Origin of the sequence: Ilumatobacter sp., assembly GCF_046290335.1 — a bacterium.
Classification (GTDB): Bacteria; Actinomycetota; Acidimicrobiia; order Acidimicrobiales; family Ilumatobacteraceae; genus Ilumatobacter_A.
Window position 1 is genome coordinate 49,446 of the sequence record NZ_JBKAGH010000007.1, and the last position, 12,419, is coordinate 61,864.

Annotated in this window: 12 protein-coding genes; 3 read left to right on the plus strand and 9 right to left on the minus strand. The window is 67.4% G+C overall.

The window, feature by feature from the left end; all coding sequences use genetic code 11:
* Positions 1-8: 8 nt before the first annotated feature.
* Positions 9-395 (minus strand): pyridoxamine 5'-phosphate oxidase family protein, encoded by a 387-nt coding sequence (locus ACE37B_RS20915; RefSeq protein WP_409925287.1) that lies wholly within the window; start codon positions 393-395, stop codon positions 9-11.
* 195 nt (positions 396-590) lie between these two features.
* Between ACE37B_RS20915 and ACE37B_RS20920 the strand changes: the two genes are divergently transcribed.
* Positions 591-1,226, plus strand: coding sequence for a peroxiredoxin (locus tag ACE37B_RS20920; RefSeq protein WP_409925288.1), 636 nt, complete (start codon positions 591-593; stop codon positions 1,224-1,226).
* Positions 1,227-1,232: 6 nt separating this feature from the next.
* Here the strand turns inward: ACE37B_RS20920 and ACE37B_RS20925 are convergent, their stop codons facing one another.
* The 4 genes from ACE37B_RS20925 to ACE37B_RS20940 are packed head-to-tail and all read right to left on the minus strand — an operon-like array spanning position 1,233 to position 2,667.
* Positions 1,233-1,727, minus strand: coding sequence for an adenylyltransferase/cytidyltransferase family protein (locus ACE37B_RS20925; RefSeq protein ID WP_409925289.1), 495 nt, complete (start codon positions 1,725-1,727; stop codon positions 1,233-1,235).
* A gap of 13 nt (positions 1,728-1,740) precedes the next feature.
* On the minus strand, positions 1,741-2,052 hold the full coding sequence (locus tag ACE37B_RS20930) for a carboxymuconolactone decarboxylase family protein (protein WP_409925290.1): 312 nt from the start codon (positions 2,050-2,052) through the stop codon (positions 1,741-1,743).
* A 6-nt stretch (positions 2,053-2,058) separates the two neighbouring features.
* Positions 2,059-2,256: a hypothetical protein gene (locus ACE37B_RS20935; RefSeq protein WP_409925291.1), complete on the minus strand. Its 198-nt coding sequence runs from the start codon at positions 2,254-2,256 to the stop codon at positions 2,059-2,061.
* 24 nt (positions 2,257-2,280) lie between these two features.
* The gene (locus tag ACE37B_RS20940; RefSeq protein ID WP_409925292.1) at positions 2,281-2,667 is read right to left on the minus strand and encodes a hypothetical protein; all 387 of its coding nucleotides are present in this window, start codon (positions 2,665-2,667) and stop codon (positions 2,281-2,283) included.
* 190 nt (positions 2,668-2,857) lie between these two features.
* Between ACE37B_RS20940 and ACE37B_RS20945 the strand changes: the two genes are divergently transcribed.
* On the plus strand, positions 2,858-3,766 hold the full coding sequence (locus ACE37B_RS20945; RefSeq protein WP_409925293.1) for a fructose bisphosphate aldolase: 909 nt from the start codon (positions 2,858-2,860) through the stop codon (positions 3,764-3,766).
* 102 nt (positions 3,767-3,868) lie between these two features.
* A complete protein-coding gene (locus tag ACE37B_RS20950; protein WP_409925294.1) occupies positions 3,869-5,275 on the plus strand; it encodes an NAD-dependent succinate-semialdehyde dehydrogenase in 1,407 nt (468 codons plus the stop codon).
* 189 nt (positions 5,276-5,464) lie between these two features.
* Here the strand turns inward: ACE37B_RS20950 and ACE37B_RS20955 are convergent, their stop codons facing one another.
* The 4 genes from ACE37B_RS20955 to ACE37B_RS20970 all read right to left on the minus strand — a co-directional run bounded on the left by ACE37B_RS20955 (position 5,465) and on the right by ACE37B_RS20970 (position 12,334).
* The gene (locus tag ACE37B_RS20955) at positions 5,465-5,929 is read right to left on the minus strand and encodes a hypothetical protein (RefSeq protein ID WP_409925295.1); all 465 of its coding nucleotides are present in this window, start codon (positions 5,927-5,929) and stop codon (positions 5,465-5,467) included.
* A 441-nt stretch (positions 5,930-6,370) separates the two neighbouring features.
* Complete coding sequence (locus ACE37B_RS20960) at positions 6,371-7,306, minus strand: PfkB family carbohydrate kinase (RefSeq protein ID WP_409925296.1); 936 nt, start codon at positions 7,304-7,306, stop codon at positions 6,371-6,373.
* 4 nt (positions 7,307-7,310) lie between these two features.
* Entirely contained in the window at positions 7,311-8,804 is a 1,494-nt protein-coding gene (locus tag ACE37B_RS20965; protein WP_409925297.1) for a hypothetical protein, read from the minus strand.
* A 101-nt stretch (positions 8,805-8,905) separates the two neighbouring features.
* The gene (locus ACE37B_RS20970; protein ID WP_409925298.1) at positions 8,906-12,334 is read right to left on the minus strand and encodes an ATP-binding protein; all 3,429 of its coding nucleotides are present in this window, start codon (positions 12,332-12,334) and stop codon (positions 8,906-8,908) included.
* Positions 12,335-12,419 lie beyond the last annotated feature (85 nt).

Consider the following 12,419-nt stretch of genomic DNA (forward strand, 5'->3'; position numbering starts at 1 on the left):
CCGCACCGTCAGTCGATCGGCGCGCAGTCGTGACTGCAGCCCGTTGCCGACCCCGCGAAGTCGTCGGGCGCCGGACGATGGAGGACGGCGCCGATCGGGGAGAACCGGATCGCCGGACCGCTGTGTCGATCCTCGGAGCTCACGGTGGCGGTGCCGTCGACGATCAGGGTGTATCCGGTCGGATCGATCGGCGGATAGGTGAGCGTCACGGTCGGGCGCGCCGACGCATTGCGCGCCGAACGACCACGTTCGTCGATGCACAGCGTCGAGGCGTCCCACGTCGGTCGCACCGCCACGATCTTGGGCGTCTGATCGTCGTTGACGGTGAGGAGATACGCCCATCCGTACTCGCTCGTCTTCGCTTCGAGGGCATCGAGTTCGACCGGAATGCTCATGGATGCCATCCAATCACACCCGGCGCGCAAACCAGCGTGACGGCCTGGTGACTGGTTTCCGGATAAACCCGATCAACTTTGTCGGGTTTCGGGAAACCATCGCTAGCCTCGGCTGCGCCACCAGACGATCGGTGGCGAGCACTCACGTCAAACATCGCGGCGCATCACACGTCCACGTCCAACAAGGAGCCTCACATGGCAGTCCGTCTCGGCGACATCGCCCCCGACTTCACCGCCCCGACCACCCAGGGCGAGATCAGCTTCCACGAGTGGCTCGGCGACTCCTGGGGCGTGCTGTTCAGCCACCCGAAGGATTTCACGCCCGTCTGCACGACCGAGCTCGGCTACGTCGCCAAGATCAAGCCGGAGTTCGACAAGCGCAACGTCAAGGTCATCGGTTTGTCGGTCGATCCGGTCGACAGCCACGTCGTGTGGGAGAAGGACATCGAAGAGACGCAGGGCACCGCCGTCAACTTCCCGATGATCGGTGATCCTGACCGCTCGGTGGCCGACCTCTACGACATGATCCACGAGAACGCGAGCGACACGCTCACGGTTCGCTCGGTGTTCGTGATCGGCCCCGACAAGAAGGTCAAGCTGACGCTCACCTACCCCGCCTCGACCGGCCGCAACTTCGACGAGATCCTGCGCGTCATCGACAGCCTCCAACTGACCGCCGACCACAAGGTCGCCACACCGGCCAACTGGAAAGACGGCGACGACGTGATCATCGTGCCGGCGCTGTCCGACGACGAGGCGACCGCTCTCTTCCCCGCGGGCTGGGATCCGGTGAAGCCGTACCTGCGGGTCACCAAGCAGCCGAACCGCTGAGCCGAATCAGCGCTCGGCGAGCAACCAGTTCGACTCGATCCACGCCCTGACCGGCGGCGCGACCCGGTCGAGATGCGAGCCGGGCGCCTCGCGAATCTGCGTTGCACTGATCGGCACCCGCGATCGTTCGGCGTCGACGACCACCGCGTCGGCGCCGAAGCGATCAGCCAAGCTGGCGACGTACGAGTCGGACGAGAACACCGCGTGCGGGCCGTCGTCGAATGGCCAGTGTGAACGAAACAGGTCCATCCACCGAGCCCACAGTGCCTCGTCGGAGAAATCGGTCTCGAGGCCGTGCGCCACAGCGCGGATCTCGACGCCGGGGTGGAGATCCGCCAGCCAGGTGGCGCGCAGTTCGCCCGGGATCGCGTCACGGCGCGCTGACCAGTTGACGTAGACCACGAGCCGGTCGACAACGGCCGCCGCCTGCTCGATCATGAACGAATGACCCAGGTGGGGCGGATCGAAGCGACCGACGATGAGGCCGGTCGGATAGCGCATCGGCTTCACTGCGTCACGAACCCGGGGTCGGCAACTCGGTGGTCTGCATCTCCTCGGGCTCGCATCCCATGGCGATCAGCACCTTCGAGAACCCGTGGAACAGGGCGAGTCCGACACCCAGTTCGGCCTGTTCGGCGTCGTCGAACTCGGCCTCGAAGGCCGCCTTCACCGGTGCCGTCATCGGGCCGTCCGCATCGAGGTAGGCGTCGGCGAACCCGAGCGCCGCCTTGTGCCGATCGGACAGACTCGTCTCGGTCCAACCGTCATCGATCGCATCGACCAGCGACTCGTCGAGACCGTCCTGCTTTGCGACCGCAAAGCGCACGTTGCGTCAATAGCCACAATCGGTGATCCGAGCGTTGCGAATCCGCACGGCCTCTTTGGTCGGATGGTCGACGACCCCACCGCTCCAGAAGCGGGCGTACAGCGCACCGAAGGAACGAGCGAGTTCGGGCTGATGGGCGAGGAGCGTGCCCATCGTGGCGGGATGACCGTCGATCGCCGACGGGAGTCGCGGTGTCGTGCTCATCGTGTCGTGCTCATCGTGTCGTGCTCATCGTGTCGTGCTCATCGTGTCGTGCTCCGGGCTTGGCTGGCTGGCGTGCACACCGTCGAGCTTGACGAAGCCGTCGGTGAGCGCGAGGTGAAAGAGGATCGCGACCTGCTCACCCGGCGAGAAGAACGCCGACATCATCGAGAAGCGCTCGTCGGTGATGCCGTGCACGTCGATCACGAACTGCTCGGTGAGGTCGATCACGAGTCGCTCGGCATCGGTCAGGTCGTCGGGAAGCGCAGCACCGTCGATGTCCAGGTCGACATCGAGGCCGAGGAGTTGGCGGATACGCAGTTCGATCAGCGGGGCCAACCGACCCGGCACCCGTTCGGACGCGTCGCGTCGGAACTCGGCGGCTTGCTGGAGGAGCGTTGTGTCGTTGGTCAAGTCGTGCATCCCGGTGCGGTCTCGTCGTGCCCGGCCCATCCTGGCGCGCCGGCGCCGTCGAAGTCCATCTCGACGAGCACGACCAGCGGGACGAACGGCCCTGGACGCCCTGGGGTGATCGGACGATGATGAATTCACGACACCGAACTCGCGGTGTCGTCGACATGCCGAACCGAATCGGACCACCAGGATGCGCGCAGAGTACGAACCCCAGCGAGAGCGGATGAGCGAGAGTCCCGGCTTCATCGCCGCACTCGACCAGAGCGGCGGAAGCGCGCCGCTCGCCCTCGCCCGCTACGGCATCGACATCGACCCAGCCGGCGGGCCCGGCGCCGACGAGTCGACGATGCTCGACATGATCCACGAGATGCGCGTTCGGATCATGACCAGCCCGAGTTTCACCGCGGATCACGTCCTCGGAGCGATCCTGTTCGCGGGCACCCTGGACCGCACCGTCGACGGCCTGCCGACGGCGGAGTATCTGTGGAAACGCAACGGCATCGTGCCCTTCGTGAAGATCGACGTCGGCCTGGCCGAAGCTCGAGACGGCGTGCGGCTCATGCTCCCGATCCCCGGACTCGATGCAACGCTCGGCCGGGCCGTCGAGGCCGGCGTGTTCGGGACCAAGATGCGCTCGGTGATCGACGGCGGCGACGCGTCGGCGATGCGGACGCTCGTCGACCAACAGTTCAGTGTTGCACGGCGTGTACTGGCCGCCGGGCTGATCCCGATCATCGAACCCGAGGTGTCGATCGAACATGCCGCCAAGGTCGACGCCGAGCACGTCCTGCGGGATCTCCTCATCGCGGCGCTCGACCGGGTCGCGACGCCACATCAGGTGATGTTGAAGCTCACCTTGCCGACCGTCGATGGCGCGTACCAGTCACTGATCGACCACCCGCGAGTGTTGCGCGTGGCCGCACTGTCGGGCGGCTACTCCCGCAACGACGCCACGGAACGACTGAGCAGGAACCCGGGGATGATCGCGAGTTTTTCGAGAGCGCTGACCGAAGGGTTGCGCGCCGAGCAGTCCGACGCCGAGTTCGACGCCGCCCTGGCAACATCCATCGCGACGATCTACGCCGCCTCGATCACCTGACACCGGTGACGCAGATCCGGCTGCGAGCATCAGCATCAGCATCAGCATCAGCATCAGCACCAGCACCAGCACCAGCACCAGCATCAGCATCAAGGAACGAACATGCGCCACGATCCGGCTCGCCCCAACTCTGCCCCGACGAGCGCGTCGATCAACCCGGCGACCGGGCAGATCGTCGCCGAGTACCCCGAGCATTCCGATGCCGAGGTGAACGCGATCATCGAGCGGGCCGCGCAGCGTTTCGCATCATGGCGGCGCGCATCGTTCGCGCAACGCAGCGCGCTGATGCACCGGGTCAGCGACGTCCTGCTCGAGCGTTGCGATGAATGGGCCGAGTTGATGGCCATCGAGATGGGCAAGCCGCTGCGCGAAGGCCGTGCCGAACTCGCCAAGTCGGCATCGGTCTGCCGCTACTACGCCGACGGGGCCGAAGCGATGCTCGCTGATCGCGAGGTCGCCACCGATTCGCGGCGATCGTTCGTTCACTACGAGCCGCTTGGCGTGATCCTCGCCGTGATGCCCTGGAACTTCCCGTTCTGGCAGGTGATCCGGTTCGCAGCACCCACGCTGATGGCCGGCAACACCGTCTTGCTCAAGCACGCATCGAACGTGACGGGGTCGGCGCTCGCGATCGAGGAGTCGTTCACCGCAGCCGGGTTCGACGCCGGGTGTTTCTCGACGCTCGTCATGGCGAGTTCACGAGTCGCCTCGGTGATCGAGCATCCCGAGGTTCGAGCGGTGTCGCTCACCGGATCGGAGGGCGCAGGTCGCGCGGTGGGCGCGACAGCTGGTCGGCAACTCAAGAAGGCGGTGCTCGAACTCGGAGGGTCGGACGCCTCGGTCGTGCTGTCCGATGCCGACGTCGCCAACGCTGCGGCGGGCTGCGCCGCCGGCCGCTTGATCAACGGCGGCCAATCCTGCATCGCGGCCAAGCGGTTCATCGTGCACGAAGCCGTGTATGACGAGTGGCTCGACGAGTTCACCCGGCAGATGGCGAGCCGCGTCTCGGGCAATCCGATCGATGAGGCGACCACGCTCGGACCGCTCGCCCGCGTCGATCTGCGCGACGAACTCCACGATCAGGTACTGCGATCGGTCGAGGCCGGCGCTCGAATCCTCTTGGGCGGCACGATGCCCGACGATCGGACGAGCGCGTTCTACCCCGCGACCGTGCTCGTCGACGTGCCGCTCGACAGTCCGGCCTGGGTCGAGGAACTGTTCGGACCGGTGGCGGCCGTGGTTCGGGTGTCGTCGGACGAAGAGGCGATCGAGCTGGCGAACCAGTCTCGTTTCGGCCTCGGCGGGGCGGTCTACACCTCCGACGTCGAACGCGGCCTCGACCTCGCCGCGAGCCAGGTCGAGGCGGGCACGGTGTTCGTCAACGGCCCGGTCGCCTCCGACCCTCGCCTTCCGTTCGGCGGAATCCGCGAGTCGGGATACGGCCGCGAACTCGGCGAGGAAGGCATCCGCGAGTTCGTCAACGTGAAGACCGTCGTCGCCGTCGAGTGACTCCGCGTCGGAGTTCGACGCACCGTTGTCTGGCGGCAACTCCAGCCGCCCACGCGACGACGCTCGCATCGCCTGGGGCGAGGCTTCACCGAGCGACGATGTCGATCGCTCACGGATTGGACGGATGACGTCGGCCTGTGAGGCGTGCGGCGCGCCGTCATTGTCGACCGAGGCCCGTGACCGGTTGCCTCACACGGGTGGAATTCTGGCTTCGGCTCTCGCGTTCCATGTCCGCAGCGTCAACCAACCGGCGAAGAGGCGGGCCTCGAGCGGGATGCCGACCGGCATGTCCACGGTGACCGTCCGACCGGTGAACTTCGACAGGGAGATGAGTCCGGCCGCTCGACCGTCGACGGTGACGTCGTAGGGCTTGTTGCGCACGAACGGGCAGTCGAGTTCGACGGTCTGGTCGCCGTGATCGATGACGAAGTGCTTCCTTCCTTCGGTCCTCACCGCTGTTGCTGCTGGTTCCCCATCCCGAGTCATCTCGAAACTCCATGGCTCACCGACGGGAGAAAACACCAACGACGAACCGGCAATCTCGACCTCGCCGATCTGTCCCTTCCCGCATCCCTTGAGGGTCGCGATCTCGCCACCATCGCCGTCCGTCACCTTGTACGACATCGAGACGCCCTTTTTCGACAGTTTCAACACGGCCTCAACAGTACTGAACCACCGTGTCTCGAATTGCCGGCACTCTGCTTCCGAGCCTCTGCCCATCGACGATGACGTCGCAGCGACCAACCGACGTCGTTCGGCCGCCGCGGCTCGAGTCCGACGCATGCGCTCGCCCGCGGCGCCGATCGAGCACGACCCACGTCGCAACGCTGGGGTGTGATGCGATGACCATGTGCGACGCTCGGATCGTGATGCAGCGCGGTCGGACAACCGATGGCCAGACCGTCGAGCGTGCAGTACGCGCAGTGTGCGCTGACCCGCATGATCACCATGACGGGCCTCGGGCGACATGGGCGGGCCAGGTGCCCGGGAGCGAGGCTGACGAGTCCGACGCGCGAGTACTCGGCAAGGGCGGAGACGCCGACACGGAGCGGTGGGCCGGATTCGGAGAATGACCCAACCGACGACCGAAGGTGCCTACCCGGCACTCGTCGTGGCTCGTTCGAGGAGGAACGAGTCCACCGCGCCGCGGTTCGGGATGCCCGCGCGAGCGCCCGGCCGCGAACACTTGACCGCGGCCGTCGCCGCCGCGAACCGAAAGGCGTTCGGCGTGTCGCGTCCTTCTGCCAGCGCGAGCGCGAACGCACCGTGGAACACGTCGCCGGCGCCGGTCGTGTCGACGACGTCGACAGCGAAGGCGGGCTGGCGGATGATCTGATCGTCGTCGACCCACATCACACCGCGCGCCCCCAAGGTCACCGACACGTGCGCACGCACGCCCCGAGCGAGTTCCCGCAGACCGACCTCGAGGTCATCGGAGCCGACCAACTCGATCATCGCCGGCTCGCTGAACACCAGATGACTCGCCGCATCGAGAATGCTCGCGTCGGACGGAAGCCGATCGACGTCCACGACGCCAGGGATTCCGGCCTGCTGCGCGACATCGAGCGCCACACGGGTCGCTGCAGGCCAGCGGGCATCGACGAGCACCGCCGACAGATCCATCGTCGGGATCGACGTGACCGAGACGTCGCTCACGTCGATCGCGGTGCCAGCGATGATCGTCCGAGCGCCGTCGGGCTGCACGATCACGATCGACTCGGGCGTCTCTGCGCCATGCAACCGCTGGATGTGCTGCACCCCGACTCGCTCCTCGACCAATTCCGCGATCACCTGCGCCCCGACGGGATCCGCACCGACGACGCCGAGCAGGGCCGCAAAGCCGCCGAGTCGCGAGATCGTCACGGCCGCGTTGGCAGCCACACCACCGCCGACGACGAAACGCGACGTCGACCGGTGCTTCTGGCCGGCCGCGAGCGGCTCCCCGATCGTGTAGACGTGATCTCGGGTGATCGATCCGGCACACAAGATGAGCTTCGCGTCGGGCGCGACGGCGGCGTATCGGCGGACCATCTCCTCAGGTTCGACGACTCGGCGCCGCCGCTCCAGGGTCCAACGACCCGTCATCTCGCATCGCGCGACCGGTTGCATCGCCGCCGAGCAACACGACCGGAATCCCCCACCGTCGGGCCAACTCGACCAGCACCTCGCGGTGATCGCCGTAGACGACGCCGAGATGGTGCTCGATGCCGAGGTCGAAGATCGTCCGGGCCACATCGGCCGCCGGGCGGTCCCAGTGCAACGTGCCCGACGTGCCGTCGTAGGCCCGCGGTCGATCGAGCATCTCGCCGCTCCCGAGCACGAGGTGGAGCCCACCCGCGAGCTGCGACACACGCGCCACGGTGACGCGACCCGGACGCAACGCGAACTGATTGACCAGCGGCACCCGACGATTGGGATGCACCGTGCCGACGAGGTCGGCGCCGGGGTCGGCGAGCTTCGACGAGGCAACGCCACAGTGCCAGAGCACCGACGTGTCGTCGCTTTCGTCGAGGTCGACGAGGTCGGCGATGAACGGATCGGTCCCGGCAACGTGCTGCAGGACCAGTGCGGTGACCGCACCGAGCACGTCGGCCTCGCACACTCCGGGCACCCGATCTTCGGTGAGCATCGCGTGCGGGGTGCAGACCGCGCCACCGAACTCGGTCATGCACTCGGGCCAGCATCTCGTGGCGACGGCACCGAGCCCGCCCGCATCGACCGCGTCTCGAATCCCGCGATAGAGCCGAGCGCTCGGTACGAGGTCGTCCGCCGAGATCGCTGCGTCGACGTCGACCGTTGCGCGGATCCGCTCGATCGTGGCGTCGACGTCGGCACGCCGAGCGTTCGTCGCCAGCGTGAACAGGTCGCCGAGTTCGAGTCGCGTCACCTCGACGCCGAACGTCGATGCGATCGACTCGTCGTCACCCAGACACGGCTCGAACCCGTCGGGAGGGGCCCCGATCACGCCGACCCGACTCCCGCGGAGTCGACCGTCGACGGCGGACGCCTCGGCCACCGCGGCCGGCTCGCCACGTCGCCCGACCGTGACCGGCACCGCCAACTCCCCGGATCCGGCGAGCGCGGACTCGATCGCCCACGCAACCCTCGCGCCGCTGGACGGGTGGAGGGGATCGATGTGGACGAACGCGCACGGATGTCGACGGCGCCGCAACGAGTACGCGGCGAGATTCGCTCCGCACAGCGAGTTCAGTCGGAGCCGAGCACCCTTCCTGGGTTCGGGAAACGACCACACGACGATCGGCAGTGGTGACGTCGCCGCCAGCGAGATGACGGCATCGGCATCCGCGAACGTGGCCTGCAACACGATCATGACGTCAGCGTCGTCGAGCGACACCGCATCGAGCGCTCCAGCGAGTCCCTCGGCGGCGGTGATCACGTCGTCGCCGCCGAGCACGCTGACGCCGAGGTCGCCCAGCACCGAACGAGCGGCGCGAGCCTGCTCGGTACCGAACTCGAGGTCGAAGGTGACCCGACCGATCGACACGACCACAGCTGAGATGGCGACCATGTCTCCACGGTGCGCTGATCAACCGGCTTCGCACCAGAGCCGAACGACCCACCCGCAGGCTGCCAAGGCTGCCTGGCTCGACTCCGGCCGCCTGGCTCGACTCAGGCCACCGGAGCGCCGACGGCGTCCGCGCCGACCAGGCCGCCGACGACTCGCAGCCATCCGGGGCCAAGGGTGCCACCGGTGTCGACGTCGCTGCGATGGAGCAACCTCGCGATCGCACACGCCACCAGCGATCGTGCAACCTCGTCACCAGCCCGGTCGGCAGTGGCCTCTGCCGCAGCGAGCTCGTCTTCCGCCTCGACGGTCCGCCCCGCAGCGAGCGAGGCGGACGCCGCTGCCAACCGGGCGAGCACGAGGTCGAGATACGTCGAGGTCGCGTCGTCGACCACGCGATGGGCGTGATCGAGGGCGGCGTCGACGTCGCCGAGCATCGCGTGCGCGAGCGCAGCGACAGCGTTGGAATACGGGCGCTCGACCACGACGTCGAGCAGCACGGTCAACGCCTCCTCGGGCGCGCCGACCTGACAGTGACCGAGCGCGAGCCCGATCCGCGCCTCGGAGCCGTCGGCATGCATCGCCGTCATCCGCTCGACGGCGACTTCGCCCAACGCCACGGCCCGTTCACCGAGCCCGAGATGCGCGGCGGTTCCGGCAGCCGCCATCGTCGGGAACGCGAAGTCGCCGAACGCATCGGCGAGCGACACCGTCTCCTCGAGTCCGCGCTCGGCTTCTTGACGGCGGCCCAGCGCCACCAGCGCGCGCATCTGCGGCGCCAACGCTTGCAGGATGCCGAACCGGTCGTTGAGCTCCCGGAAGCCGTGGAGTGCGCGCCTCGACAGTTCCTCGGACTCGTTGAAGCGTCCGCTCCACAACCGGATCGACGCGACGAGCGCATCCATCATCGCCGGCGCCCAGCGCTCCCCCAGTTCGAGCGCCTCCTTGCGCACGATCGTGGCCAGCGCTTCGGCGTCGTCGAAGCGGCGTTCGAAAAAACGGACGTAGGCGAGCAAGCCATTGGCCCACCCGGTGCCGGATCGATCGCCCAGATCGTCGAACAGGCCCGACGACGCCGTCAGACGCTCCTCGGCCAGTTCGGTGTCACCGGAGAGGAACGCGACCCAGGCCTGATGCTGACGAATCCAGGCGAGTCCACGTCGATCGTCGAGGGAATCGGCCAGCGCTTCGGCTTCGGCGAGAATCTCATCGGCGCGGTGCAGCGACCCGCCGAACACCTCGACGAACCCGCGATCACTCAGCGACGCAGCGAGTTCCCGATCGTCGCCGAGCTCGCGGAGGATCTCGACGCTGATCTGCAGCTCGTGACGAGCGGCGGTCAGATCGCCCTCCTGCTGCGCGATCACGCCGAGCAACCGTCGCGCCACCGCTTCGTCTGTCCGGTCTCCCGCGTCGATCGCTGCCGCCAGCGACGCCTCGGCATCGTCTCGCGCAGCGATGGTCTCGCGGCGCTCGACTGCCGCGGTTGCACGGAGCAGGCGCAGCGCTCGCACCTGGTCGACATCGGCAGCGCCGAGGTCGAGCGCCCGGGACACGTGGCGAATCGTCTGACTGAACGCGCCGACGTCGAGCGAGCGCTCCGCAGCGTGCTGCAAGAGCGCCACGGCACGAGGGCCGATGTCGAGCGGGACCGCCTCGACGCGACCGATGTCGGCGACCAGTTCCGCGGCGCACGCCGCGTGGTGGGCGACCTGATCGATCGGCGCGAGACCGTACTCCTGCATCACCAGCGCGGTGCCAGCATGGCGCTGCGCCCGCGACGACTTCGTGAGCGTCTGATACGCGACCTCGCGAACGATGTCGGATCGGAAGCGCCACCATCCGTCGACGAGATCGAAGAAGCCATCGTCGACGAGCGCATCGAGATCCGACGGGTCGAACACCTGCTGCATCTCGACGGCGAAACGACCGAGCGAACTCGACGGGCCAGACGCGCCGAGCACCGACGCGTTGTCGATCATCTGTCGCTGCGTCGTCGTGAGCGCGTCGAGTCGCGACGCGATCAGTGCCCGCAGCGAGCCCGGGAGTTCGTCGGTGCCCGGTTGATCGTGCGCCACTCTGGCGAGTTGCGTGAGGAACAGCGGGTTGCCGCCACTGCGCTCGTAGAGCCGGTCGCCGAGTTCGTCGGACACGCCGTCGACGAAGACCTCGGCCAGCATGACCTCGGCCTCGGCTCGACTCAGCGGTTCGAGCGGCATGTGGATCATGATCGGGTGGTCGGACTGCGGCGGCCACTCGATCTCGGCGTCATCGCGTTGCGCGGTGACCAGCAACACCGGGCGGTCCATCAGCGATCGTGTGATGCGTGACAGCAGCTCGACCAGCAACGGGTCGGCCCACTGGACGTCGTCGATCCAGACCACGACCGGCGCGAGTTGCGAGCGACGGTGCAGCCCCTCGATCACGACCTGCATCAGGATCTCACGCGCTTGTGACGGGGCCACCCGGTCGAGTTCCGACGGGTGATTGAACAGGTGCATCGCACCTTCGACGAAGCGCTGCAACCGCGGATCGGTGTCGTCGAACCCGTAGAGCTCCAAACCCTTCTCGCGCACCGTGATCCGCAACTGTGACGGATCGACCCCCCGATCGACCGACATCAGCTTGAACAACGCGTTGGCGATGGGGGCCCAGACGTTGTTCTCCCCATACGGCGCACACACTCCCGAGAAGACGACCACCTCACGGCTCGGGAAGCGGGCGAGCGACTCGTTGACGAGTCGGGTCTTGCCGCTCCCGGCCTCGCCCGACACGGTGACGACCGCACCGTTTCCGTCGGCGACGAGACTCATCACCGACTGGAAGAGCTCACGCTGGCGAACCCGACCGACGAACGACAGGTCGTGGCGGGACCCCGAGACGAGCGAGCGATTGACCCGACCCAGGATCTGCCACACATGCTCGGTTTGCTCGCGGCCGCGCACCTCGAGCTCCGCGACGAGCACGCGTTCGATCCCTGTTGAGAGTTGCGCTTCCGTCGACGCCCCGACGTAGGTGCCACCCGGCGGAGCCATTGCCTGCAAACGAGCAGCGACGTTGACCACATCACCCATCGCCGTGTAGCCCTCGGTACCCGACACCGCTCCGACGACGACCTCGCCGGTGTTCACCCCGACCCGCAATCGGACCTGTTGATCGATCTCCGGCTGCGTCGCGACGTAGTCGGCGAGCGCACGGTGCATCTCGATCGCCGCGCGCACGGCGCGCTCGGGATCGTCCTCGTGGGCGGTCGGTGCACCGAACAGCGCGAGAATGCCGTCGCCCAGCACCTTGTCGAGCTTGCCGCCGAAGCGTTCGACCTCGGCGATCATTCGTTGAAATGCCCCGTCGACGAGTCGCTTCACACGTTCGGGGTCGAGGTGCTCGGACAGTGCGGTGTACCCGACGAGGTCGGCGAACAGCACCGACACCACCCGACGCTCGTCGCCCACGATCGCGTCGACCTCGCGCCCGCAGAAGGGACAGAAGCGCGCTCCGTCGGGGAGCGGCCGCGAACAGGATGCGCACGCCATCAGCCCTTGATCGTACGCCCGATCCGCCGCGAGGGGGATCAGCGAGTACCAACCCAGGAGTAACGTCGTTGGTGCATGTTGGACG